At 72.7% G+C, this 23,482-nt stretch carries 23 protein-coding genes and 1 riboswitch; of the genes, 9 read left to right on the top strand and 14 right to left on the bottom strand.

The annotated features are described in order from the left end of the window. Positions 1-177: 177 nt before the first annotated feature. Positions 178-1,239 (bottom strand): L,D-transpeptidase, encoded by a 1,062-nt coding sequence (locus ACZ4SF_RS22860; RefSeq protein ID WP_468387377.1) that lies wholly within the window; start codon positions 1,237-1,239, stop codon positions 178-180. A gap of 333 nt (positions 1,240-1,572) precedes the next feature. Here ACZ4SF_RS22860 and ACZ4SF_RS22855 point away from each other — a divergent pair, with 333 nt between their 5' ends. Further along, positions 1,573-2,091 (top strand): SigE family RNA polymerase sigma factor, encoded by a 519-nt coding sequence (locus ACZ4SF_RS22855; RefSeq protein WP_468387374.1) that lies wholly within the window; start codon positions 1,573-1,575, stop codon positions 2,089-2,091. After that, the gene (locus tag ACZ4SF_RS22850) at positions 2,081-2,761 is read left to right on the top strand and encodes a L,D-transpeptidase (protein ID WP_468387371.1); all 681 of its coding nucleotides are present in this window, start codon (positions 2,081-2,083) and stop codon (positions 2,759-2,761) included. The genes ACZ4SF_RS22855 and ACZ4SF_RS22850 overlap by 11 nt, the downstream gene beginning before the upstream one ends. Before the next feature lie 12 nt (positions 2,762-2,773). On the opposite strand, the gene ACZ4SF_RS22845 is transcribed toward ACZ4SF_RS22850, so the two are convergent. The 4 genes from ACZ4SF_RS22845 to ACZ4SF_RS22830 all read right to left on the bottom strand — a co-directional run bounded on the left by ACZ4SF_RS22845 (position 2,774) and on the right by ACZ4SF_RS22830 (position 6,182). Further along, positions 2,774-3,721, bottom strand: coding sequence for an MIP/aquaporin family protein (locus ACZ4SF_RS22845; protein WP_468387368.1), 948 nt, complete (start codon positions 3,719-3,721; stop codon positions 2,774-2,776). Between the two features lie 149 nt (positions 3,722-3,870). After that, a complete protein-coding gene (locus ACZ4SF_RS22840) occupies positions 3,871-4,536 on the bottom strand; it encodes an SDR family NAD(P)-dependent oxidoreductase (protein WP_468387366.1) in 666 nt (221 codons plus the stop codon). 127 nt (positions 4,537-4,663) lie between these two features. Continuing rightward, positions 4,664-5,365, bottom strand: a complete 702-nt coding sequence (locus tag ACZ4SF_RS22835; protein WP_468387363.1) for a DUF4328 domain-containing protein — start codon at positions 5,363-5,365, stop codon at positions 4,664-4,666. Positions 5,366-5,495: 130 nt separating this feature from the next. Beyond that, positions 5,496-6,182, bottom strand: a complete 687-nt coding sequence (locus ACZ4SF_RS22830; protein WP_468387361.1) for a DUF6445 family protein — start codon at positions 6,180-6,182, stop codon at positions 5,496-5,498. 223 nt (positions 6,183-6,405) lie between these two features. On the opposite strand from ACZ4SF_RS22830, the gene ACZ4SF_RS22825 reads away from it, so the two are divergent. Next, positions 6,406-7,155, top strand: a complete 750-nt coding sequence (locus tag ACZ4SF_RS22825; protein WP_468387601.1) for a DUF4142 domain-containing protein — start codon at positions 6,406-6,408, stop codon at positions 7,153-7,155. On the opposite strand, the gene ACZ4SF_RS22820 is transcribed toward ACZ4SF_RS22825, so the two are convergent. Next, positions 7,156-8,814: a glycoside hydrolase family 13 protein gene (locus ACZ4SF_RS22820; protein ID WP_468387358.1), complete on the bottom strand. Its 1,659-nt coding sequence runs from the start codon at positions 8,812-8,814 to the stop codon at positions 7,156-7,158. A 97-nt stretch (positions 8,815-8,911) separates the two neighbouring features. Continuing rightward, the gene (locus ACZ4SF_RS22815) at positions 8,912-9,262 is read right to left on the bottom strand and encodes an ArsR/SmtB family transcription factor (RefSeq protein WP_468387356.1); all 351 of its coding nucleotides are present in this window, start codon (positions 9,260-9,262) and stop codon (positions 8,912-8,914) included. 78 nt (positions 9,263-9,340) lie between these two features. Further along, a riboswitch (cobalamin riboswitch) is annotated at positions 9,341-9,524 on the top strand. Between the two features lie 20 nt (positions 9,525-9,544). Between ACZ4SF_RS22815 and nicT the strand changes: the two genes are divergently transcribed. Beyond that, a complete protein-coding gene (gene nicT / locus ACZ4SF_RS22810) occupies positions 9,545-10,636 on the top strand; it encodes a Nickel transporter NicT (protein ID WP_468387354.1) in 1,092 nt (363 codons plus the stop codon). 55 nt (positions 10,637-10,691) lie between these two features. Here nicT and ACZ4SF_RS22805 read toward each other — a convergent pair whose 3' ends face one another. Together ACZ4SF_RS22805 and thrS are read right to left on the bottom strand one after the other, a co-directional pair. Beyond that, the gene (locus ACZ4SF_RS22805; protein ID WP_468387351.1) at positions 10,692-11,666 is read right to left on the bottom strand and encodes a nucleoside hydrolase; all 975 of its coding nucleotides are present in this window, start codon (positions 11,664-11,666) and stop codon (positions 10,692-10,694) included. Between the two features lie 31 nt (positions 11,667-11,697). After that, positions 11,698-12,978: a threonine--tRNA ligase gene (gene thrS / locus ACZ4SF_RS22800; RefSeq protein ID WP_468387348.1), complete on the bottom strand. Its 1,281-nt coding sequence runs from the start codon at positions 12,976-12,978 to the stop codon at positions 11,698-11,700. Between the two features lie 270 nt (positions 12,979-13,248). On the opposite strand from thrS, the gene ACZ4SF_RS22795 reads away from it, so the two are divergent. Then, complete coding sequence (locus tag ACZ4SF_RS22795; protein ID WP_468387346.1) at positions 13,249-14,040, top strand: hypothetical protein; 792 nt, start codon at positions 13,249-13,251, stop codon at positions 14,038-14,040. 3 nt (positions 14,041-14,043) lie between these two features. Here the strand turns inward: ACZ4SF_RS22795 and ACZ4SF_RS22790 are convergent, their stop codons facing one another. Beyond that, positions 14,044-15,387 (bottom strand): tetratricopeptide repeat protein, encoded by a 1,344-nt coding sequence (locus ACZ4SF_RS22790; RefSeq protein ID WP_468387343.1) that lies wholly within the window; start codon positions 15,385-15,387, stop codon positions 14,044-14,046. Between the two features lie 115 nt (positions 15,388-15,502). On the opposite strand from ACZ4SF_RS22790, the gene ACZ4SF_RS22785 reads away from it, so the two are divergent. Next, a complete protein-coding gene (locus tag ACZ4SF_RS22785; protein ID WP_468387340.1) occupies positions 15,503-15,676 on the top strand; it encodes a hypothetical protein in 174 nt (57 codons plus the stop codon). Between the two features lie 30 nt (positions 15,677-15,706). On the opposite strand, the gene ACZ4SF_RS22780 is transcribed toward ACZ4SF_RS22785, so the two are convergent. Together ACZ4SF_RS22780 and ACZ4SF_RS22775 are read right to left on the bottom strand one after the other, a co-directional pair. Continuing rightward, entirely contained in the window at positions 15,707-15,970 is a 264-nt protein-coding gene (locus tag ACZ4SF_RS22780) for a DUF397 domain-containing protein (RefSeq protein WP_468387337.1), read from the bottom strand. Next, positions 15,930-16,778, bottom strand: coding sequence for a helix-turn-helix domain-containing protein (locus tag ACZ4SF_RS22775; protein WP_468387334.1), 849 nt, complete (start codon positions 16,776-16,778; stop codon positions 15,930-15,932). Before ACZ4SF_RS22775 ends, ACZ4SF_RS22780 begins: the two co-directional genes overlap by 41 nt. A gap of 96 nt (positions 16,779-16,874) precedes the next feature. Between ACZ4SF_RS22775 and ACZ4SF_RS22770 the strand changes: the two genes are divergently transcribed. Next, on the top strand, positions 16,875-18,116 hold the full coding sequence (locus tag ACZ4SF_RS22770) for an amidohydrolase (protein WP_468387332.1): 1,242 nt from the start codon (positions 16,875-16,877) through the stop codon (positions 18,114-18,116). Between the two features lie 116 nt (positions 18,117-18,232). Then, entirely contained in the window at positions 18,233-20,197 is a 1,965-nt protein-coding gene (locus ACZ4SF_RS22765; RefSeq protein WP_468387329.1) for an Ig-like domain repeat protein, read from the top strand. 3 nt (positions 20,198-20,200) lie between these two features. Here the strand turns inward: ACZ4SF_RS22765 and ACZ4SF_RS22760 are convergent, their stop codons facing one another. Both ACZ4SF_RS22760 and ACZ4SF_RS22755 read right to left on the bottom strand, forming a co-directional pair. Next, a complete protein-coding gene (locus ACZ4SF_RS22760; protein WP_468387326.1) occupies positions 20,201-21,355 on the bottom strand; it encodes a hypothetical protein in 1,155 nt (384 codons plus the stop codon). Positions 21,356-21,430: 75 nt separating this feature from the next. Continuing rightward, positions 21,431-22,594, bottom strand: coding sequence for a PP2C family protein-serine/threonine phosphatase (locus ACZ4SF_RS22755; protein WP_468387323.1), 1,164 nt, complete (start codon positions 22,592-22,594; stop codon positions 21,431-21,433). A gap of 153 nt (positions 22,595-22,747) precedes the next feature. Between ACZ4SF_RS22755 and ACZ4SF_RS22750 the strand changes: the two genes are divergently transcribed. Next, positions 22,748-23,224 (top strand): hypothetical protein, encoded by a 477-nt coding sequence (locus ACZ4SF_RS22750; protein WP_468387320.1) that lies wholly within the window; start codon positions 22,748-22,750, stop codon positions 23,222-23,224. The last annotated feature ends 258 nt before the right edge of the window (positions 23,225-23,482 follow it).

The following is a 23,482-nucleotide window of genomic DNA, read 5'->3' as shown; positions in this document are numbered from 1 at the left end:
ACTTAATGCCGCGCTTAACTTAGGAGCGCCGTGCCGAATCGGCAAGGGTGCGACGGGAGTTGGGCACGTGCCGACCGGTCACCGCTCGGCCGGGAGCTTCACCCCGGCGGCCCGCGGCCGGAGTTCACGCTCCGGCACTCCGCCCCGTGGGAGCGGCGACCGGTCGCGGGCCGGCCGCTACGACCGACCCGACGGGCCGGTGCCCTTGTGCCGGACCGCGCTGTCGGCCAGCCATTCGGACCAGCTGAGGTTCCAGTCGCCGTAGCCGTTTCCGGCGGCGACCGTCTCCTTGGAGCCGGTGACCCGGATGACGTCACCGGGGATCACCCGCCGGTAGAAGCGCTCGGCGGTGCCGTCGGTGGCGAGGCCGACGCAGCCGTGGGTGACGTTGGAACGGCCCGCGTAGGTGTTGGCGTTTGGGTTCTGGTGGACGTACGTGCCGGACGTGGTGACGTGCACGGCCCAGTAGTAGTAGTCGTGGTAGGCGTCGCCGAGGTTGACTGTCCGGGAGTCCATGTAGACCTTGGGCTGCTTGTCCAGCACCACCATGGTCCCGTTCCAGGTGTCGAGGCCCGGGCGGCCGGCGGTCACCGGGATGCGGGTGGTGGGCTTGCCGTCCTCGGTGACGGTCATGGTGTGGCTGCGTACGTCGACGGTCGCGGTCAGGGAGCGCCCGATGGTGAAGTGCCGTACGGCCTTGGTGCCGACGCGCAACGTGACGCGAGTGCCGGGCTTCCAGTAGGCGGGCGGACGGTAGTCGACGCGCTGCCCGTCGAGGAGGTTGCGGTCCTTCACCCAGCTCCAGGCGCCGGCGACGGCGGGCTCGGTGCCGACGGTGAGCCGGCGCTCGACCTCGGCCCGCCGGGACTCGGGCACGGGCCGCGGAAAGGTCACGGATATCGGCATGCCGACCCCGACGGTGGCTCCCTCACCGACGTTGACCCTGGCCTCGGCCAGCTCGGCAGGCTCGGGAACGGCGGGTGCGGTCCGGGTGGGCGTGGGCGGGCGCGTGACCGTGCCGGCCGGGGCGGAGGGATCGGCGGCGGCCGACGAGGCGGTGGCCGCGCAGCCGGTCGCCGCGAGGACGAGCGCACAGGCCGCGGCGAGGGCACCGGCCACACGCCGGAGCCGGCGCGGGTGGGCGCCGGACGGGCGGTGCGGGTGGGCGTCGGACGAGCGGTGCGGGCGCGGGCCGGTGGTGTCGTGCGCGTGGCGGCTGGTCGAGTCGTGCGTGGACACGGAGTTCCCCCTGAGGTGCGTGCGGACATCGTCTGTACGCACGGCACCGGCCCCGGGTTGCATCCGGGCCGGAGGAATTCAGGGGACGGGATCCGGCGGGCGGACAGCCCGGACCGGCCCGTAGGATCGCCTCTCCGGGGGCGGAACGGATTCCGGACGGGTTCAGGACGGGGTGTCGTGGCAACGGCCGCGGACAGGGGTTCCGGACGAGAGCCCGGACCAGGATCCTGACGGGGATGCGCAACGGACGGCGCGCCAGGACGCGCTGCCGGGATCGCGCGCGGGGACACGCGCCGGGAGACGTACCGGTGATGCACGAGACACGGGGGGCCGATGACCGAGGAGGAGTTCGACGCCTTCTACACGGCCGCCTTCCCACGCCTGGTGGGGCAGCTGTACGCCTTCACCGGTGACCACGCCGAGGCCCAGGACGTGGTGCAGGAGGCCTTCGTACGGGCCTGGGACCGCCGTACGTCGTTCGACGCGGCCGAGGCACCGGAGGCGTGGATCCGCACCGTCGCCACCCGGCTCGCGGTCAGCCGCTTCCGGCGTGCCCGGCGCTGGCTGGAACTGGTCCGCAAGGACACCCCGCCGGAGCAGACCCCGGGGCCCGGCCCCGAGCACGTCGCCCTGGTCGCCGCGCTGCGCGAACTGCCCCCGGCACAACGGCTGGCCGTGGTCCTCCACCACGTGTGCGACCTGAGCGTGGACCAGATCGCCGCGGAGACCGGCTCGCCCGCCGGGACGGTCAAGGCACGGCTGGCCCGCGGCCGCGCCGCCCTCGCCCGCCGGCTGTCGCCCGAGGAGACTGAGACCATGACCGGGACGAAGGAGGCCACGCATGCCTCATGAACCGTCGGGCCCGGCCGCGCCCGAGGAGCGCACCGACCGGCTCACGGACGCGCTGCGCGAGGTGGCCGTCCAGGGCCGGCGCTCCGCCCCCGGCCCCGGTGCCGTCGTACGGCGGCGGGCCGTACTGCGCCGCCGTACCCGCCGGGCCGGGCTGGTCTCGGCGGGCCTCGCCGTTGCGGCCACGGCGGTTCTCGCCGGTACCACCCTGCTGGGCTCCGCCGACCGGCCGGCGCCCCCGCCCGCGGCGACCGCCTCCACCACCGCTCCTGCCCCGCCCCCGTCCGACGACGAGGACACCACCGTCCGCGACATCAGGATCGACCTGACCACTCTGGAACTGCGCGCGGGCGGCCGGACGTTCCCGGTCTCCGCGCCCGGCATGAACCACCCGTTCCGCGACGACTCGGTCGCCCGCGTCACCGACCGCTACCGGCACGCGAGGTTCAGCGCGTCACCGACGGGCGAGGTGGAGCAGCACGACTGGGTGCTGTCCTTCAACGGCCCGCGGGACGAACCGCACTTCCTCTACGGCGCCGACGGCACGGCGGACGTCCCCGGCCGCCGCCCGTCCACGCTGGGCCTGATCGGTCTGCGCACCGCCGACGCCCGCTGGCTGTACGAGCACACGGCCGTCGGCGCCAGGATCACGATCACCGGCGACGGAACGTGACGGACGCCGGTGCTACTCCTCGTCGCTGGTCTGCACGGGTGTGGACCGCCCCGGCTCCGGCAGTTCCTCCTGCTCGGCGCGGACGAGCAGCACGTCGCCGATGAACAGGTCGTAGACGAGGATGCCGATCATGCCGCCGATCAGCGGTCCGACGATCGGGATCCACCAATAGGCACTGAACGAGCCGGCCACGCTCCCGGGGAAGGCCAGGCTGTCCCAGCCTGCGGCGTAGGTGAAAAGCCGCGGCCCGAAGTCGCGTGCGGGGTTGATGGCGTAACCGGCGTTGGCGCCGTAGGACATGCCGATGGCGGCGACGACGAAGCCGACGATCAGCGGTCCGAGGTTGGCCTTCACGGCCTGGTTGCGCAGGTCGATGACGGCGGCGATCAGCATCAGCAGGAAGGCCGTGCCGACGATCTGGTCGATCAGCGGGCCCCAGATGCCGCCGTGGTAGTACGGGGCCGGGAACGTGGCGAAGATCGAGAACGTGGCGTTCGTGTGTCCGTTCACCTTCGGCCCGGCCGCGACCTTGTCGAAGGCGTTGATCGCCTGGTGGTAGACGAGGTAGACCAGGGCCGCGCCGGTCAGGGCGCCGACGACCTGGGAGAACATGTACGGCAGGACCTTGGCCCAGGAGAACCCGCGGCGCAGGGCCATGGCCAGCGTCACCGCCGGGTTCAGGTGTGCACCGCTGATGCCGCCGGCGACGTAGACGCCGAAGACGACGGCGAAGGCCCAGCCGAAGGTGATCAGCAGCCAGTCACCGGCCGCGACGAAGATCGTCGTGGGAGTGGCGGCGCGGCCCGAGCCGGGCAGCGCCGCGACCGCCGTCGCGACCACGCCGCAGCCGAAGGCGATGAGGACGAAGGTTCCGAGGAACTCCGCCAGGCACTCGCCCAGCAGCCCGCCCCGGCTTCTGAGCCGGGACGTCTTGACGAGCGGAGGTATTTCCACAGCCATGGAGGCCCCCTTTGAAGAGAGCAATACGGCCAACATCACCATATTGGCCCACAAGTCCGCTCCCCGCAGGGTGACTGCACGCGGCAGCCGGCCGCCCCGTCAGCTGCCGGGGCCGGCAGGGTGACCGTGCGCGGCAGCCGGCCGGCCCCTCAGCTGTCGAGGTCGTCGGCGTAGTGCCGGAACCCGTGCCGCTCCCGGTGCAGGCTCCACAGAGTCTCCGCGAGCGCGTCCGGGTCCTTGCGGGCGTGCCCCACGGTGATCGTCCCCGGGATCACCAGCTGCGCGACATGGATGCCCTCCGCCGCGAGCCGGTCGTGCAGCAGATGCCCGTACGCGCTCTCCGCGGCGAAGGCGATCGACGTGCCGGCCCGTTCGGGATGCGGAACGGCGGCGGTCCCGCCGTTGACGAGCAGGATCGTCCCGCGCCCGAGCCGCCGCATCCCCGGCAGCACCTGCTGCACGGCGGCCACCGGCCCGTACACGGAGAACTCGACCGGCCCGACCAGGTCATGGTGCCCGGTGTCCAGCACGGGCCGCATGAAGTCCCGGTGCGGTACCGGACTGTACTGCAGCACCTCGACGGTCCCGAGGGCGTCGGCGAGGTCCCGCAGCGCCGCGGCGAGCTCCTCCGGCCGGCGCACGTCGGCGGAGAACCCGCGCGCGGTGATCCCCTCACCGGCGAGCCCGTCGGTGATCAATCCCAGCCGCGCCCGGTCCCGGGCGACGAGCCCGACGCCGAACCCTTCCCGGCCGAACCGCCGGGCGACGGCGGCCCCGAGCCCCGGCCCTGCTCCCACGATGGCGATACTGCTCATGCCCAGCATGCGTACCGCACGAGCCGCCACCTGACACCGGCTGCGCGGCCCCGGCACGCCCCGGCCACACCCCGGCTGTGCCGGCCCCGGCCGCACCCCGGCTATGCCGGCCCCGGCCGCACCCCGGCTATGCCGGCTCCGGCACCCCGGCCGCCTCGACCGGCGCCGATTCGCCCTGCCGTGGCTCGCGCTGCCGCATCCGCTCCACCTGTACGGCCGTGACGGCCCGCACCGCGAAGGCACCTGCCACGGCGGCCCCGACGACGGCCGCATCACTGGCGAGCAGCGGCCACACCTCCGTGTAGGCGCGGCCGATGATCTCGTCCGTGGAGTCGCGGTACACGATCCCCACCCCGCTGAGCATGCCGATCAGCCACAGCCCCCACCACACGTCGACGGAGACGGGCAGCTTCCGGCCCGGCGCCGTACGCCGGAACGCGTCGGCGACGATCCCGCGCGGGAACCAGAGATTGACGAGCGGCAGGAGCCAGCCGAGGAACATCCAGATCCCGGCGTACTTGGGTGCCTCCCCCGACAGTGCACGCGCGTTGTCCCGCAGCCGCTGCAGCCAGGAGAGGAACAGCACCGCGCACAGGGCGGCGGCGACACCTCCGAGCGAAGTGACGAGGTGGTACGAGTTCTCCAGCGCGTCGAGCGGCCGGTGCACCCCGTCCCCCTGGTCCGGCGGACCCGACGCCGGCTCGCCCGCCAGCGCCAGCCGCAGCTCCCACACCCCTCGCACGGTCCAGGCGAGCCCCGCCAGCAGCAGCGCTCCGGCAGCCAGCCGCCCTGTCACCTGCACGGGCCTGCAGGAAAGCGAACGGTCCACGGTGGCCCCCTTCATCTCTTCGGTCACCCGCACATCCTGACCGGTACGGTGACCCCACCGCCATGCGGGTGGACCGGATCCGCGCTCCAGCCCCCTCCGGTCACGGCCCGGACCGTCCGGAGGCCGCGGTTCAGGCCATCCAGAAGAAGACCGCCGTCATGCGCTTCTCCTGCAGCGTCGCGCCGAAGTAACCGGTCGCGCTGTGCACGAGGTTGGCGTGGTAGAGCAGCAGGCGGTTGTACCGGTGCGGGACGCGGACGTCCTCCTCGAAGGCGTCCGGGGTGACGAAACGGGTGCCGAGGGCCTCGGCCAGGTTGGTGTGCGGGGCCTGGACGACGTTGCCGCCGAGCCGGCCGCCGGGCAGGCGCTGGCGGTAGAAGCTGGTGCCGCAGTCCTTGGGCACGTCCGGGTTGAGGTACAGGACGGCCGCGTACCGGCACACGGCGCGCGAGTCGGTGTGCGGGCGGGGCTCGCTCTCGCCCTCGCCGACCACCTGGACGCAGTTGTGGTTGAGGGTGCCGCCGCCGGGCGCCTGCCGCACCCACAGTTCCTTCGCCCCGGTCGCCTTCTTCACCAGCCCTTCGACATGATCCAGTTCGGGTGGTTCGAGGCCGGGCATGGCGCGCAGACCGGGCCAGGTCTCGGAGGTGTACGGATAGCCCTCGGCCCAGTCGTCCTTGGCCAGGCACCGCTGCCGTACCGCGTCGACGCCGGGCAGGACGTCGTCCAGCACCCAGTAGTCGCGGCCCCGGGTGGGCTTGCGGTAGGGCAGGACGGGCAGCGCGGCGGGCGTGCGGGGCGCGGGCTGTGGAGGCATGCGGCGAATCTAGGCGGGAGCCCGGTCTGCCTTCTCCCGGGAAGAGGTCAACCTTGCGCCGGTAGGAGGTCATCCTTCGGCCAACGGCACTGGAAGATTCTTTACTCTCGGCCACTGATACGAATCGCCTTCGCATCCGTACTGCTGTGCGTCCGAACCATGGGTGGGAACCCAAGCAGGAGGCACGGTGCGGTTTTCGCGGAACACCACGGGAACTCTCTTCGTGGGCGGTGCGATGGCCCTGACCCTCGCGGCCCTCGCCTACCCGGGCATGCTCGGTCTGGACAAGGTGTCCAGCGCGCCGGACCGCATCATCGCCAACACCCAGTGGGGGCCGCTCACCGAGCAGGACCGGGACTTCGTGGTGAAGGTGCGGGCGGCCGGGCTGTGGGAGTACCCGGTGGGGCAGATCGGCGTGCAGAAGGGCCAGTCGAAGGCGGTCATCACGGCCAGCCAGCACCTGATCGACGGTCATGCGGCGCTGGACACCACCTGCCGCAAGATCGCCCCGATGCTGAACATCACGCTGCCCAACGTGGCGAGCCCGCAGCAGGAGGGCTTCGTCAACCAGCTGAAGGGCGAGAGCGGCAAGCAGTTCGACGCCGACTTCGCCAACATCCTGCGGATGACGCACGGCTCGATCTTCAACACGGTGGCGAAGATCCGCTCCACCACCAAGAACTCGCTGGTGCGGGCCCTGGCCGACCAGGCCAACGACACCGTGCTGGACCACATCACGGTGATGGAGAAGACGGGTCTGGTCGACTTCGACCAGACCCTGTTCCAGCAGACGACCCCGCCGAAGCTCCCCAACTCCGACCTGACCCCGCCGCCCCCGGCGGCGGGCCAGCCGGAAGTGGTGCTCACGCCGCCGCCGACCGCCACCTCCACCCCGGTGGACATCAACGGCATCGCCGGCGGCGGGAACTCCGGGGCGGGGGCGGGAGCGGGCCCGAACCCGACGGGCGGCTAGCTAGGCCAGCCAGACGGTCGTGTCCGGTGGGAGGGTGCGCCCGTCGGGCAGCGGGGCGCTGCTCAGCAGGACCTCGCCCGGCGGCAGCGGCACCGGCCCGGCGCCGAGGTTGGTGACGCTCCGCCAGGCCTCGGTGCGGCGGAAGTCGAGCACGTCGGCGGACGCGTCCGGTGTCCAGGCCAGCGTCTCGTCCTCCAGCAGCTTGCGGCGCAGCCGCAGTGCCGTGCGGTACAGCTCCAGCGTGGAACCCTCGGTGCCGGCCTGTGCCTCCACGGCGTACCGGGCGAAGGACGCCGGCTGCGGCAGCCAGGCGGCGCCCGGCCCGAAGCCGTACGAGGGCCCGGTCACCGTCCACGGCAGCGGCACCCGGCAGCCGTCGCGGCCCTTGCGGACATGGCCGGTCTGCTCCCAGATCGGGTCCTGCAGCACCTCGAAGGGCAGATCGGCGACCTCGGGCAGGCCGAGTTCCTCGCCCTGGTAGAGATAGGCCGAGCCGGGGAGCGCCAGCATCAGCAGGGTCGCGGCCCGGGCCCGGCGCAGGCCGGCCGCCGTGTCGACCGCGGGTGCGGTGCCGCCGGACAGCAGCCAGGCGGCGGGGTCGGTGCCGGGCGGCAGCATGAGCCGGGAGGCGTGCCGGACGACGTCGTGGTTGGACAGCACCCAGGTCGCGGAGGCACCGACGGCACGGGCCGTGCCCAGTGAGCCGGTGATGACCTCGCGCAGCTCCGTCGCGTCCCAGGGGGCCTCCAGGTACTCGAAGTTGAAGGCCTGGCCGAGTTCGTCGGGGCGGGCGTACAGGGCGCGCCGGGCAGCCGGGACCCAGGCCTCGGCGACGGCGGTGCGCGGCGGGGTGTAGGAGTCGAAGATCTTGCGCCAGTCGCGGTAGATCTCGTGGACCTCGTCGCGGTCCCAGTACGGGTGGCTGCCCGGCACCACCTTCGGCAGGGCGTCCTCGCCGGTGGCGCCGATGCCGCCGACGTCCCGCAGCGGCTCGGTGAGGTCCTTGGCCAGGCCGTGGGCGACGTCGACGCGGAAGCCGTCCACGCCCCGGTCGGACCAGAAGCGCAGGGTGGTGCGGAAGTCGGCGCGGACCTCCTCGTCGTCCCAGTCGAGGTCGGGCTGTTCGGGGGCGAAGAGGTGCAGGTACCACTGGCCGTCGGGCACCCGCCGCCAGGCGCTGCCGCCGAACACCGACTGCCAGTCGGTGGGCGGGAGTTCGCCGTGCGCGCCCCGGCCCGGGCGGAAGACGTACCGGTTGCGGGCCGGGGAGCCGGGGCCGGCTCTCAGCGCCTCCTGGAACCAGGGGTGCAGATGTGAGGTGTGGTTGGGGACGATGTCCACGACGACCTTCAGGCCGAGCCGGTGCGCCTCGGCGACCAGGGCGTCGAAGTCGTCCAGGGTGCCGAGGCGCTCGTCGACCCCGCGCGGGTCGATGACGTCGTAGCCGCCGTCGGCGAGTTCGGAGGGGTAGAAGGGGCTCAGCCACACGGCGTCCACGCCGAGCGCGGCGAGGTGGTTCAGCCGCTGGGTGATGCCGCGGAGGTCACCGAGTCCGTCACCGTCGGCGTCGGCGAAGCTGCGGGGATAGACCTGGTAGATGACGGCCTGCCGCCACCAGTCGGGGTTCCTGGAGGAGAGGTCCGGCGGGAGGTCTGCCATGCGGGCTCCGTTCGGGCGGTACGAGGGTCGCTGTGCCGTCGGGTCGACAGTACAGAATCTGTCCACATTGCCCGGATAGGTAACCTTTCGAGGGCGGTCAGGCGGTGCAGTGCTCCAAGAGCCCTCGCATCTGCGCGTCCACCACCCGGTACCGCACCACGCGCCCCTCCTTCTCTCCCGCCACCACCCCGGCGGCGCGCAGCAGCCGCAGCGCCTGGGAGACGGCGGGGTCGTTCATGCCCGTGGCGATCGCGAGGTCGGAGACGGCCAGCGGACCGGTGCGGTGGAGGGCGAGCAGCAGCGCGAGCCGGTTGGCGTCGGCCAGCAGGGAGAAGCGGTCGGCCCAGGTGCGCAGTTGGCCCGCGTCGCCGATGGCGGCGATCGCCTCGCACACCCGGTGACCGTCGATGGTGCGGCGGTCGGCTCGGTCGGCAGGCACGAGATGCATGCCGACATCCTCCCAGGCCACTGTGTGATCTTGAATACCTGCGTGGGTGCGCAGCTATGCAGGAAAGCGCGCACCCCTCTACGGTGGGCGGGCCGTGGTGCTCGGGAAGTCGATGCAAGGTCGACGCGGCCCTCGCCACTGTGAACGGGGAGTTCCCGTCCCGTCCGGCACCGCCGGGCCACTGGTCGTACGACCGGGAAGGCAGGGACGGCGGACGTATGCACCCGTAAGCCAGGAGACCGGCCACGGCAGCTCACGAAGTGATCCACGAGGTGCTGGAGCGTGAACCCGTTGGCCGACGCTGCTTCTTTCCGCTGGCGACGCGAGGACACCGTCAAAACGGTGGGACTGATGGCGGTGATCGTCGCCCTGCACGTCGTCGCGTTCGGGATCCTCTTCCTGCTCGTCGCACCCGAGCGCTACCGGGTCGGCAACGAGGTCTTCGGCGTCGGGCTCGGCGTCACCGCCTACACGCTCGGCATGCGGCACGCCTTCGACGCCGACCACATCGCGGCGATCGACAACACGACCCGGAAGCTGATGGCCGATGGCAAGCGGCCGGTGTCGGTGGGCTTCTGGTTCGCGCTCGGCCACTCCAGTGTGGTGGTGCTGCTGGCGCTGCTGATCGCGGGCGGGACCTCCCTCGCCGGGAAGATCACGAACGAGGGTTCCGCCACCCACCAGGTGCTCGGCTTCCTCGGTACGACGATCTCCGGCACGTTCCTCTATCTCATCGCCGCCCTGAACCTGGTCGCCCTGGTGGGCATCCTCAAGGTCTTCCGGGCGATGCGCGCGGGCTCGTTCGACGAGAAGGAGCTGGAACAGCACCTGGACTCACGCGGTTTCATGAACCGTGTCCTCGGCCGCCTCACCAAGTCCGTGTCCCGGCCGGGCCAGATGTACCCGCTGGGCTTCCTGTTCGGCCTCGGTTTCGACACGGCCACCGAGGTCACGCTGATGGTGATGGCGGGCTCGGGGGCGGCGGCGGGCCTCCCCTGGTACGCGGTCCTCTGCCTGCCGCTCCTCTTCGCCGCCGGGATGAGCCTGTTCGACACCCTCGACGGCACGTTCATGAACTTCGCCTACCAGTGGGCGTTCTCCAACCCGGTCCGCAAGGTCTTCTACAACCTCGCCATCACCGGCCTGTCCATCGCGGTGGCCTTCTTCATCGGCACGATCGAGCTGGTCGGCGTCCTGCACGAGAAGTTCGGCCTGCACGACGACGTCACCGGCTGGATCGCCGGCCTCGACCTGGACAACGTCGGCTACCTCATCGTCGGCCTGTTCGTGCTGGTGTGGGCGGTGGCACTGGCGTACTGGCGCTTCGCCAGGGTGGAGGAACGCTGGACGGCCCGCCCGGCCGACACCCGCTGAGCGGCAGCTCCCGCCGCAGGTGCCGCCCCTCGCCGGGGGCGCAGGCCGCACCGGCTCACCGGGCGGGCCGGTCCACCGTCTCCAGGTACAGCTTCACGTAGCGGTCCACGTCGACCTCCAGCGCCACGTCCACCAGGGCGTGTTCGCGGCGGCCCTCGTGGATCTCGGACTCGCCGGGGCGGGGGCGGCGGTCGACGACGGTCTGGCCGCGGGACGGGCCGGGGGCCAGGGAGACCTCGACCGGCAGCAGCCGGGTGGTGATGCCCTGCGGGTCGGCGACCGCGCAGACCGCGCCCGCGTCGCCGAGGCCGCCCGCCTCCTCCGCCTCCGGCGGGCCGCCCTGCGAGGTCGGCCGGTGGGCGAGGAGTTCGCCGGCCAGGCGGGTGCCGGGCTCGCCGCTCGCGCGCAGCCGGTGCACCTCCGGGCCCGGGACGACGACCTGCTGGAAGACGTCCAGGCCGTACATCGTGATCGGCACCCCGGCCGTGAGCAGGATCGCCGCGGCCTCCGGGTCGTGCCACACGTTGAACTCCGCGACCGGCGTGGCGTTGCCGACGGCCACCGCCCCGCCCATGAACACGATCCGCTCGATGTTCCGGGTCACCTCGGGGTGGGTGCGCAGCAGCAGGGCGATGTTGGTGAGGGGCGCGGTCGGGATCAGGGTCACCGGGCGCGGGGAGGCGAGGATCTCCCGGTGCAGGAGAGTGACGGCGTCGACGGCCGCCGGCGCCCGGGTGGGCGCCGGCAGGCCCAGGTCGCCCATCCCGTCCGTGCCGTGCACGTGCCGGGCCGAGCGGGCCGGCTCCAGCAGCGGGCGCTCCGCTCCCCGCGCCACCGGGATGTCGGGGGCGCCCGCCTGCTCCAGCACGGTCAAGGTGTTGCGGACCACCCCGTCGACGTCGGTGTTCCCGGCCACGCAGGTCACCGCCCGCAGGTCCAGTCCCGGATGGCGTACGGCGAGCAGCAGGGCCAGGGCGTCGTCGACGCCGGTGTCGCAGTCGATGATCACGGGGATGGGCTGACCGTTCACGGCGGACTCCTTCCGTCGTGCCGACCTTAGATCAGTCCCAGAGCGCGGTGCCGCGCGCCGACACCCGTTCGGTGATCCGCCGCAGCAGGCCGGGCACCGGCAGCGCACCGGGGCGCCGGCCGTCCCGCAGCCGTACGGCGGCCAGTCCGGCCTCCGCCTCCCGCGCCCCGATGACCGCCTGGTACGGCACCAGGCGCGCCGCGCGGATCCTGGCGCCCAGGGTGCCCTCGCCCGGACCGGCGAGTTCCGCGCGCAGGCCGAGCGCGGTCGCCTCCCGGACCACCGCCGCCGCCCGCCCGGCCTGCTCCTCGGCCACCGGCAGCACGACCAGCTGCACGGGTGCCAGCCAGGCCGGGAACGCGCCGGCATGCGCCTCGACGAGGTGGGCGACGGCCCGCTCGACGCTGCCGATGATGCTGCGGTGCACCATCACCGGCCGGTGCTTCGCGCCGTCGGCGCCGATGTAGTGCAGGTCGAAGCGGGCGGGCTGGTGGAAGTCGATCTGCACGGTGGACAGGGTGGACTCCCGGCCCGCCGGATCGGCGATCTGCACGTCGATCTTCGGGCCGTAGAACGCGGCCTCGCCCCCGGCCTCCTCGTACGCCGCACCGGACGCGTCCAGGACTTCCCTGAGCAGTCCGGTGGCCCGGCGCCACAGCTCCGGGTCGGCGACGTACTTGCCGCCGGCGCCGGGCAGCGAGAGCCGGTGGCGTACGGCCTCGATGCCGAGGTCGGCGTAGGCGCGGGCGATCAGCTCCAGCGCGGCGCGGGCCTCCTCGACGGCCTGGTCGAGGGTGCAGAAGATGTGCGCGTCGTTGAGCTGGATGGCGCGGACCCGGGTCAGGCCGCCGAGCACGCCGGACAGCTCGGCTCGGTACATGGTGCCCAGTTCGGCGATGCGCAGGGGCAGTTCGCGGTAGCTGTGGGAGCGGGAGCGGTAGACGAGGGCGTGGTGGGGGCAGAGGCTGGGCCGCAGCACCACCTCCTCGGTGCCGAGCTTCATCGGCGGGTACATGTCGTCGCTGTAGTGGTCCCAGTGCCCGGAGATCTCGTACAGCTCCCGTTTGCCGAGCGCGGGCGAGTACACGTGCCGGTAGCCGGCCCGGCGTTCGGCGTCCCGGATGTACTCCTCCAGGGTGTGCCGGACGACCGCGCCGTCGGGCAGCCAGTACGGCAGCCCGGCGCCCATCAGCGGGTCGGTGTCGAAGAGGCCGAGTTCACGGCCGAGACGGCGGTGGTCGGGGAGCTGGGCGGAGTCGTCCACGGGGTTCTCCTCGGTGGGTTCGGCGAAGAGGCGGACACCCCGTGACATGCCGAAGCCCCGGGGCGTTCGCCCCGGGGCTTCGGTGCTGGTCAGGTGTCAGCGCGCCGGGACGGTCTCCGGCGTCGTCGTGCTCGACGGGCACTGCTGGGCGCGCTGCATACCTGGACGGTAACAGCCACCGCGCACCCGCTCCACGGATTTCCCGCCGCCCCGCACCCCCGCCCTCACCCGTACGGCCCGGAGCGCTGGTGAGCCGGTCGGGCCGGTGGTGCCGTGAGAGCAGGCACCCCGCCGGCCGCACGCAGCCCAGGAGGCCCGATGACCCCCGCGATACGCCCCCACGTCCCCCGTGCCGTCCTGCTCTCCGTGCTCGCCGGCGGTCTCCTCGCCGCCGGCGGCTGTGCGGCCCTCGGGCTGCAGCGGCCGGCGTCCGCGCCGCACCCCCTGCCCACCGTCGACCGGCCGGCCCCGACGCCGAAGGCGTCCGCGGGGGCCGGTGGATCGGGGCTCTCCGACGAGCAGGCGGAGGCCGCGCTGCTGACCGAGAACGACCTCGGCGACCCCTGGACCGTCACCGACGGCGCGGCGACCTGGCGGGACGGGCTGCTGAAGGCGACCACCGAGGCCGGGGAGTGCCAGCGGCTGCTGGACGCCCTCTACTCCGACGAACTCCTCGGCGCCCCGGCCCGCGTCGCCGTCGGCCTGGACGACAGCGACACCGACGCCCAGCTCCGCTACCAGATCGGCGCGCGCCGCCCGGCCGAGGTCGACTCCGTGCTGTCCTGGCTGCGCACGATGCCGGTGCAGTGCGCGCGATTCACGGCCACCACGGAACTCGGGCTGGCCGAGGACGTCCAGGTGGTGGACGCCCCGCTGCCTGAGGTCGGGGACGCGCGCCAGGGCCTGCGCATCACCTTCGCCAGTACGACGCCGGACGGGCAGAACTACCTGCTCACCATGGACGTGGCCGCCGTCCGGGTCGGCGAGGACGCCTTCGCGCTCACCAACGCCGGCCTGGGCGACGTGCCCAACGACGCCACCCAGGCCGCCGTCCAGATCGGCGCCCTGCGTCTGGCGGACATCCGCAAGCAGGGCCGGGCCCAGGTCTGAGGTTCACAGCGGCGGCTGCGCCGGGGCGGGCCCCAGCGTGGTGGTGCCCGGGGCGGTGCGGTGCCCGAGGCCGGTGCGGTAGGCGTCCAGGGCGGCCTCGGTGCGGCCCGTGCGGCGCAGCAGGTCGCCGAGGAGGCGGCACAGGTCGGCGAGGTCACCGGCGGCGCCCGCGCGTTCCAGGATGCTGAGGGCGCGCACGTAGTGCTCCTCGGCGGCCTCGGTGTCCCGGGCGTCCTCTGCGATGATGCCGAGGAGGCGGTGTGCGGCGGCGGCGTGGACGGCTCCGCGCTCGGAGGAGAAGTCCCCGAGGACGCCCTCCAGCAGCCCGGCGGCCTCCTGCGACTTGCCCCGGCGGTGCAGCACGTCGGCCAGTTCGACCGCGGCCTGGCTGCGGTACAGGGCGGCGCGGGTCTCCGCGAGCATGGCGTGGGCCTGCCGCAACTCCGCTTCGGCCCGGTCCAGCTCGCCGTTCTGGGCGCAGACGTAGCCGCGCATCCAGTGGCAGTTGGCCAGCTCGGTGCGCAGTTGCAGCTGCCGGTACAGCTCGGCCGCCTTGGCCAGGGAGGCGTCGGCGTCGGCGACCCGGCCCTCGGCGAGCAGGGTGCGGGCGACCGAGCGGTGCATACGGGCGATCAGCGCGGGATCGCCGGCCTGCGGGGCGAGCGCGAGGGCGAACTCGGCGGCCTGGGCGGCACGGGCGTGGGCGCCCATGTCCATGTACGGGCCGATGACGCTGGCGTAGAGCAGCAGCAGGGCGTCGGGGTCGTGCAGTCCGCCGCGGTTCAGCTCGTCGAGGGCCGACTCCAGCAGGTACACGGCGTACCGGAGTTCCCCGGCGAGGTAGTGGGCGACGGCCCGGCCGCGCAGGGCGGGCACACGCACCGGCAGGGACTCCCCGGCCAGCCGTTCCTCGGCCCGCTCGAAGAACCCGTGCGCCTCGCTCAGCCGCCCGGTCTCCAGGGCGCATTCGCCGAGTCCGAGCAGGGCGGCGGCCTGTTCGCAGCCGAGCCCGTGGGCCTCCGCCTCGGCGCGCAGCACGGCGTACTGCGCGGCGGCCTCCTCGGCCCGTCCGTCGGCGAGGACGCGCTGGGCCTCGGTGAGCCGCAGCCGGAGGTCGGTGGCGAGGTGGGCCGGACGGCCGACGGCCAGCTCCTCGAAGGCCACCCCGAGCCGCTCCGCGATGTGCCGCAGCGCCTCGTCGGAGGCCCGGGCCCGGCCGGCCTCCAGGGTGGAGATGTAGGCCGGTGTGTACGCCGGCTCGGCCAGCTGGCGCTGTGTGAGTCCGCGTTGTGTGCGCAGCCGCTGCACGCGCCGCCCGATGACCTCCGGGTCGTCCCGTTCCCGCATGACCCCTACCGCCCCCAACTCCCCTGGTACCCCTTGCCGTTCGGCTCGGGCAGCCCCTAGGTTAAACGGCGGATTAAGCCTGCTTAATACGCCGCTGTCGTGTTGCGAGGTCGCCGTGTCCGGACGTACATCCGCACCCTACGCACGCTCCACCGCACGCAGGGCCGTAACGGCCGCCGTGATCGCCGCGGCGGCGCTGGTCCTCGCCGCGAACGCCGGCCCGGCCCGTGCGGCGGCCCCCACCCCGGCCGCGCACGTCATGACGGCGGACCGGGCCCCTCACCACTGACGTGAGGCACCCGGCCCGGCGAAGAGGCGGCTACTTCAGGGCGCCGACGAAGGCGGCCCAGGTCCGGGGAGCCACGGCGAGGTGGGCGGCGTCGGGGTTCTTGGAGTCACGGACGGCGACGAGGGCGGGGAGATCGGCGACCTCGATGCAATCGCCGCCGTTGCTGCTGCTGTAGCTGGACTTACGCCACGTTGCGGAGCCAAGTACGGCGCACTCGACGCAATCGCCTCCGTTGGGGCCGCTGTAGCTGGACTTACGCCACGTTGCGGCCTTCAGCTGCCTGCTGGTGTCCATAGCGTTCCTCCATCACGCGGGTGATCAGGTCGGCTGAGTCCTCCGGCGAGAGGGCGGCGGCCTGCAAGCGAGCGTAACCGACTGAACGCTCCCTGATCACAAGCGGATTGGCGGTCATGTGCCCCTGGTCGTAACTCTCACAGTAGAAGAGGTCGGGGTGATCGTCGAAGCGCAGGACGTTGAACGAGCCCAGCATCCCGGGATGCGCCCCCGCTGAGTACGGCAGCACCTGAATATGCGTCCAGGGGTCGTCCCGGAACTTCAAGAGGTGGGCGAGTTGCCCGCACATGACATCCCGGTCGCCGACCATCCGGTACAGCACCGACTCGTCCAGGACCACCCACAGCGCGGGCGGATGCTCACGCTCCAAAATGCGCTGCCGCTCCACTCGAGCCGCGACCATCTCCTCACCGTGGTCCGGGCTGTACGCACTCAGCATCTCAGCCGCATACTGCGGGGTCTGGAGGAGTCCGTACACGAGATGGCACTGATAGGCGGAGATGTATGCCGCCTTCGCTTCCATCTCCACGTACGGCTGGAACCAGCCCGGCGACCGGCTCCGCAGAACCAGCCCCACCAACCGCGAGAAGAAGCCGTCCGTCACCAGCGCCGCGTCGGCCCGCTCGGCGAACTCCCGTGTCGGCACCTTCAGTGTGGTCTCGATCTGGCCGACCAGGGAGCCCGTGCGGAAGATGATCGCGCCCAGTTCCTTCTGGGTCAGCCCCGCCGCCTCCCTCTTTCTCCGCAGTTCCGAGCCGAAGTAGTCCAGCGGAGAGGCGCTGGGGTCGAGTGCGCGGGTGTCGACCATGGCGTGAGGCACCCCCTGCGATCGAGTCGTAGCTGAACGTAATCGATCGGACACGCCGGGGTGCCGGAAACCGGGAAACCGGCCTACCCTGCGACCGTGACGTCAGCCGCCGCCCGTACCGCCCTGGACCTCACCTCCGAACTCCCGGTCACCGGCCTGGAGGACTTCTACCGCGACCTGCACCGGCACCCCGAGCTGTCCCTGCGCGAGCACCGGACCGCCGGGAAGCTGGCCGAGGGGCTCAGGAAGGCGGGGTACGACACCGCCGAGGGCGTCGGCGGCACCGGAGTCGTCGGTGTGCTGCGCAACGGGGACGGGCCTGCCGTGCTGCTGCGGGCCGACATGGACGCACTGCCGGTCGCGGAGGCGACCGGGCTGCCGTACGCCTCCGAGCGGGACGGCGTGATGCACGCCTGCGGGCACGATCTGCACGTCACCTGGCTGGCCGGGGCCGCCGCGGCGCTGGCGGCCGGGCGGGAGACCTGGCGCGGGACGCTGCTGGTGGTGGGGCAGCCCGCCGAGGAGACCGGACAGGGCGCGGCCCGGATGGTCGCCGACGGGCTGTACGAGCGGTTCGGGCGCCCGGACGTACTCCTCGGGCAGCATGCCGTACCGGGCCCGGCGGGGCTGTACCCGCACGCACCCGGGCTGATCATGTCCGCCTCGACGGACGTGGACATCGTCGTGCACGGCCGGGGCGGGCACGGCTCGCGCCCCGAGGCGACCGTGGACCCGGTGGTGACGGCCGCCTACCTCGTCACCCGGCTGCAGACGGTGGTCTCCCGGGAGATCTCCGCGGGCGAGTCCGCGGTGCTGACCGTGGGACGGATCGAGGCCGGCAGCCGGCACAACATCATTCCCGCCGAGGCGCGCATCTCGCTGAACCTGCGCACGCAGTCGGAGGCGGTACGGCAGCGGATGCTGGCCGCGGTCCGGCGCATCGCACAGGGCGAGTGCCTGGCCGCCGGCTGCCCGCGGGAGCCGGACGTGCTGGCCGGGAACAGCTTCCCGATGACCGTGAACGACGCCGGCACCGACGCCGCCGTGGCCGCCGTGCACGCAGAGGTGTTCGGCGCGGGCGCGGTGTTCGACCCGGGTCCGGCGATGGGCAGCGAGGACTTCCCCGAGCTGGCGCTCGGCGCGATCCCGTACGCGTACTGGTTCGTCACCACGACCCCCGCCGAGGTGTGGGAGCAGGCGCCCGGCGACACCCTTCCGGAAAAATTCTCGGCCGTCCCGAGCAACCACAGCCCCCACTTCGCGCCCGACCTGTCCACAGTCGCCCCGGGTGTCCGCACTCTCGCCTCCGGGGCCCTGGCGCTTTTGTCAGTGGCATGACCTAGTCTTTGCGCACACTCGCCACACGAGGCCCACACGGCTCATGCACGAGGTGCATCCTCGCCGTGCCCGGTGGCACCCATGCCTTTCATTCGTTCCGGGGGGTTCGAATCAGCGTGCGCAAGCGCTCTCTCCTTGCTGCCACCGCCCTGGCAGCCCTCTTCGGCTCGACGGCGCTGTCCGTGCCGTCGTACGCCGACGCCGACCGGCCCGTTCCGCTCGCGGACGCCGGCGACACCGTGGTGGACGGTGTCCACCAGCACATCTTCCTCGCCGACCGGTACAGCAACCGGATCGTCGTCACCGACGCCACCGGCAAGTACACCGGCACCACCATCACCGGCCTGCCGCAGGTCCGGGACCTCGAACTGAGCCCGGACGGCAACACGCTGTACGCGGCCCTCTACGGTGCCGACAAGATCGTCGCCATCGACACCGCGACGCTCCAGCAGACCGCCGAGTACCCGACCGGCCCGGGCACGATGCCGTCCAGCGTCTCGTACGCCGACGGCAGGCTCTGGTTCGGGTACGGCGACCAGTGGGAGTCCGGTCTCGGTGTGGTCGACCTGACCGCCGAGACCCCGAAGGTCACCCTCGACCTGGCCGCCGGCCACGACTTCGCCAGCCCGCCCAAGCTGTACGCCGACCCGGACAACCCGGGCACGCTGCTCGCGCTCGACGCGGGCATCAGCTCCGGCCCGATCATCGTGTACGACATCTCCTCCGGCACACCGGTCATCCGGGTCACCGAGGACAAGGGCGGCTTCTACAAGGACGCGGCCCTCACCCCGGACGGCCAGAACGTTGTGGTCGCCGGCCCCGGCACCCGCGCCCTCACCGAGTACCGGCTCTCGGACCTGGCCCAGGTGCGCACGTACCCGGTCAAGGACCAGCCGGAGACGGTCGCCGTCGCCCCTGACGGCACCGTCGCGGCCACCGTCCTGGACACCGACGACATCGGTGACACCTACGTCTTCACGGGCGGCCCCGACAAGCCGAGCGTCCGCAACGTCTCCCACAACTGGATGCCGTGGGGCGCGCACGCCATCAGCTGGTCGGCGGACGGCGCGAAGCTCTTCGTGCAGACCGACCCGGGCTCCACCGCCAAGCTGCACCGGATCGACCAGCCCCGCAAGTACGAGACCACCCTGACGGTCGACGCCCCGGCGACGGCGCCCCGCGACAAGACCCTCACGGTCACCGGCAAGCTCACCTCGGGGCTGGCCCTGCCCGCGGGCACCCCGCTGAAGGTGACCCGCACCGACATGGAGTCGCCCAACGGCAAGCTCCTCGGCACCAAGCCCCTCGGCACCGGCGGCAAGTTCAGCTTCACGGACAAGCCCGCGTCCGGCGGCCGGGTCACGTACACGGTGACGTTCGAGGGCGACGACACGCACACCGCGGACACGGGCGCCGACTCCGTCGACGTCTCCCGGGCCAAGCCGACGCTCAGCCTCAACAACAACGGCAAGGTCTACTCGTACGGCAAGGACGTGAAGTTCACGGCCCGCCTCGGCAAGACCTACTCGAACCGCACGGTGGAGATCTGGGCCGACCCGTTCGGCTCCGACAAGCCGAACAAGCTGGTGAAGTCCGGGAAGGTCAACTCCGACGGCTATCTGTCGGTCACCCTGGACCTCAAGCGGGACGCCAAGGTCACCGCGAAGTTCAAGGGCGACTCCCGCTACACGTCGGCGTCCGCCTCCAGCACGGTCGGTGCCAGGGTCAGCGTCTCCACCTCGGTCTCCAACCACTACACGTCGAAGTCGGCGTGGGGCCACACGTACTACTTCTTCCACAAGACCAAGGACCCGATGATCACGACGAAGATGTCGTACTTCCCGGGCCGGTCGCAGAAGTTCGAGTTCGAGGTGTACTACCAGGGCCGCTGGTACCCGGGTGACCCCGCGTACTTCAAGCTGGGCTCCGACGGCGTCTCCAGGGTCCGCATCACCGGCGACCACGGCGAGGACGTCGGCTGGCGTTTCCGGGTCCGCTCGTCGTACATCAACAGCTCCTCCGGTGACACGGTGAACTCCACGACGCACGGCGCCTGGAAGTACTTCACCTTCACCAGGTAGGGCCTAGGGGGTGGCCTGGAGCCGGCCGAGCTGTCGCTGGACGTTCTCCAGCGCGCCGCGCCGGCGCCCCGGCACCCTGAGCCGCAACTCCGCGAGCGCGGGCCCGAGTTCCCGGGCCCGCGCCGCGTCCTTGATACGGCCCCACTGGTGGTGGGCGCGGTCCACGGCCGCCTCCACGGCGGGCGCGTCCACCGGCTGCCCCGCGGCCAGCCGCGCCCCGGCGACCCCCAGCCAGGCCCGGCAGCTGCGCACCGGGTCCCCCGCGAACATCGCAAGGTCGGCCCGCACCTCACTCCAGTGCAGCGCCTCCTGCGAGCCGGGCCCGTGCGTCCGCACGGCAGCCTCCTCGTACCGGGCGGCCAGCGTGTCGGCCTCCCCGTGCCGTCCACCCCGCACGGCGTCACTGATGGCGGCGTGCGGGTCCTCGGGACGCAGGGCGGGGGCGGGGTGTACCGGGAGGGGTGCGCAGACAGGGGCTGCCGGGCGGGGTACGGGGGCGGAGCCGGCGGGCGGGAAAGCCGTCGGCGCACCGGGCGCGCTCGCCAGCACCAGGTTGCCCGTCGTCTCCTGCGGGATCCGGGCCAGTGCCTGCTGGTGCAGGACCTCCAGCGGGGGGCGGTGGCCGCTTCTCAGCAGGGTGGCCACCGTCTTCATGTACGCGGGCTCGGCCTGGCCCCGCCGCCCGGCGGCCGGGGCGATGCGGCCGTGGACGGTGGTGTTACGGCCGCAGTCGAGGCCGTGCTCGGTGACGTGGCGCCAGGCCTCCGCGTCGGCGTGCAGGTCGACGACGAGCGCGGTGTCCGTGGCGGAGCGCAGCCGCAGTTCCTCGCGGATCCAGTGCCAGGGCAGCGCGGTGTACCGGACCGTGGCCGGGGTGGTGCGGGCCAGGGCCAGATGCGGCTGGTGCCGGCGGCGGTCCAGGTTCAGCTGGCCGGTGACGTACACGGTGAGCGGCCCGGGCGCGGCCGCGGCGGCGCGCAGCCGGGTGAGGACGGCCTGCGGCTCCAGCGGGTCGGCGAGCTCGACCACGTTCGCGGTGTCGGTGCCGGACAGCACGGCCGGGGCGACGGCGGCCAGCACCGGCAGGACACCGGCCGCGTCCACCAGGCGTCCCCGGCCCAGCGGCGAGGCCGCGAGCAGCAGCACGGTTCCGGGCATCGTGCCTCCCCCTGTCACCCTGTGGATCCCGCTTCCCAGTCAGCACCGTAACCTCTGGCGCCGCGTACCGGCGCTTCAGGAGCGCAAACGTCCCTCTTCGGGGTCTTCGCCCGCCCCGGCCCCCACCCGCCGCACCGCGAAGATCGTGGTGTCGTCCTCCAGCCGCCCCCCGCTGTACCGCAGGACGCCGTCGCGGATCCGGCGGACCAGGCGCCGGGGCTCGGCGCGCCCCGGGTCGGCCTCGACCGCGCGGGCGACCTCGCGGGCCAGCTGGTAGAAGTCGCCGGCCCCGTCGCGGGCCTCGGTCACCCCGTCGGTGACCAGCAGCAGCGTCTCGTCCGCTGCCAGTGGCACCCGGTGCACGGGCGGCAGACCGTCCGCGAGGTCGGCGAGGCCGAGCGGCAGCCCGTCGCCGCCGGGCAGTTCGCGCACTCCGCGCGGGCCGACGACGAGCGGGAGCTCGTGGCCGAAGTTGACGAGGTCCATCATGTCCGGGGCGTCCTCGGGGAAGGCGATGAGCACCGCGGTGGCGAACCGGTCGCCGTCGTCCCGGCCGAGCGCGGTGGTGTGCCGGCGGTGCCGCAGCATCCGGGTCTCCAGGCGTTCGGCGACGGTCGTGAGCGCCTGCTCGTGGTAGCCGGCCTCGCGAAAGGTGCCGAGCAGGGCTGCGGCGGCCTCCACCGCGCCGAGGCCCTTGCCCTGCACGTCACCGACGAGGAGCCGGGTGCCGTGCGGGCCGGGCTGGATGTCGTAGAAGTCGCCGCCGACCCGGGCGTCGACGTCGGCGGCCAGATACACGCCCGCGTGCTCCAGACCCGCCCAGCGCGGCGGCAGCGGGCGCAGCACGGTGCGCCGGGTGGTCTCGGCGATGTCCCGGATGTGCAGGATCTGCCGTTCGTGGCTCACGCGTGCGGCGGCTGCCAGGGTGGCCAGGGTGCCGCCGAGGGCGACCAGGAGGAAGTCACCGAACCCGGCCTTGTACTGGTCGGACCAGACGCTGTCCACGGCCACGTACGTCACCAGGGCCAGCACGCTGTAGCCGGCCGTGGTCCACACCCCGCAGATCGCGGCGGCGATGCCGGGGACCAGGACGATCCAGGAGATGATCCGGAAGTCCTCGCCGGTGGTGAGGTCCAGCAGGATGACGCCGGTGAGCAGCAGCAACGGCGGCAGCCACGCGATGCTCCGCCCGTGGACCCGCAGCAGCGGGCTCCGCCGGCCGTACTCGATCTCCGTCACGGCGGGCAGCGCTCCATGCCCCACAGCGAAGCACGGGAGAGAACCGCACGCATCCGGGCACTCGTCACCCGCCTGGCCGAGTTGCCGGGCCGTGCGCCCCGGTGTGCCCTGGAAGGCGGGGGCAGAGCGGGGGCGAGAGAGAGGAGTGCTCTCATGGCTCAAGCGGCACCCGCGCCCGGCGGAATGTCCCGGCCCGGCCGCACGCCCGAGGTGGAGGGCCGGCCCGCGGGCGGCCGGCCGCCCGATGTCTTCGACGCGCGCACCCACGCCATGGCCCGGCTGGCCGTCCCGGTCGTCCTGGGTCTGGTCTACGGCTACTGGGTGGCGGCCAACAACCGCTCCGGCGGTGCGATCACCGGCTGGAACCTGCTGCTCGGCTTCGTCAGCGCGCTGGTGTTCGCGGTGGTGTTCATGGCCCTGCTGACGCTGGCCCCGCGGATGCCGCGGGAAGTGCACGCGCTGGCGTGGACGGCGTTCGCCGGCTGTGCGTTCGGTTTCGTCTACAGCCAGACCGGCGCGACGATCCTCAGGTCGGTACTGATGTCCCTGGCGGTGGCGGCGGTCACCTTCGCGGTGTTCTTCTACCGCTACTACACGCGGGAGGACGCGTTCGGACGCCGGATCCGCTGAGCGGGCACAGCCGCCGGGTGGACATCCACCGGGTGGCACGTCCGCCGAGTGGACACGGCGGCGGTGGCGGCGGTGTGTGCGTCGGCCCCGGCCGGGCGGCCGGGGCCGACGCACTCCCCTGTTCCCCCTCCTCACCAGCGCGAAGTCCCGGTACCCGCCCAGCTCCACGACCCAGAGAAGCCGGACGCGCCGGAACCGCTGGTGGCCCGCGTGCCGTTGACGGCGGTGCGCAGGAATCGCCACCTTCTCCCCAGCACC

It is taken from the genome of Streptomyces sp. NPDC027663 (assembly GCF_055566415.1).
Note: the sequence above shows the minus strand (reverse complement) of the source record. Positions and strands in the feature narration are given on the sequence as shown.

Coding starts and splice junctions, on each gene's coding strand:
- ACZ4SF_RS22855 (WP_468387374.1), top strand. CDS start 1,573: ATGACCGAGGAGGAGTTCGACGCCTTCTACACGGCCGCCTTCCCACGC.
- ACZ4SF_RS22850 (WP_468387371.1), top strand. CDS start 2,081: ATGCCTCATGAACCGTCGGGCCCGGCCGCGCCCGAGGAGCGCACCGAC.
- ACZ4SF_RS22845 (WP_468387368.1), bottom strand. CDS start 3,721: ATGGCTGTGGAAATACCTCCGCTCGTCAAGACGTCCCGGCTCAGAAGC.
- ACZ4SF_RS22840 (WP_468387366.1), bottom strand. CDS start 4,536: ATGAGCAGTATCGCCATCGTGGGAGCAGGGCCGGGGCTCGGGGCCGCC.
- ACZ4SF_RS22830 (WP_468387361.1), bottom strand. CDS start 6,182: ATGCCTCCACAGCCCGCGCCCCGCACGCCCGCCGCGCTGCCCGTCCTG.
- ACZ4SF_RS22820 (WP_468387358.1), bottom strand. CDS start 8,814: ATGGCAGACCTCCCGCCGGACCTCTCCTCCAGGAACCCCGACTGGTGG.
- ACZ4SF_RS22815 (WP_468387356.1), bottom strand. CDS start 9,262: ATGCATCTCGTGCCTGCCGACCGAGCCGACCGCCGCACCATCGACGGT.
- thrS (WP_468387348.1), bottom strand. CDS start 12,978: ATGTCACGGGGTGTCCGCCTCTTCGCCGAACCCACCGAGGAGAACCCC.
- ACZ4SF_RS22795 (WP_468387346.1), top strand. CDS start 13,249: ATGACCCCCGCGATACGCCCCCACGTCCCCCGTGCCGTCCTGCTCTCC.
- ACZ4SF_RS22790 (WP_468387343.1), bottom strand. CDS start 15,387: ATGCGGGAACGGGACGACCCGGAGGTCATCGGGCGGCGCGTGCAGCGG.
- ACZ4SF_RS22780 (WP_468387337.1), bottom strand. CDS start 15,970: ATGGACACCAGCAGGCAGCTGAAGGCCGCAACGTGGCGTAAGTCCAGC.
- ACZ4SF_RS22775 (WP_468387334.1), bottom strand. CDS start 16,778: ATGGTCGACACCCGCGCACTCGACCCCAGCGCCTCTCCGCTGGACTAC.
- ACZ4SF_RS22760 (WP_468387326.1), bottom strand. CDS start 21,355: ATGCCCGGAACCGTGCTGCTGCTCGCGGCCTCGCCGCTGGGCCGGGGA.
- ACZ4SF_RS22750 (WP_468387320.1), top strand. CDS start 22,748: ATGGCTCAAGCGGCACCCGCGCCCGGCGGAATGTCCCGGCCCGGCCGC.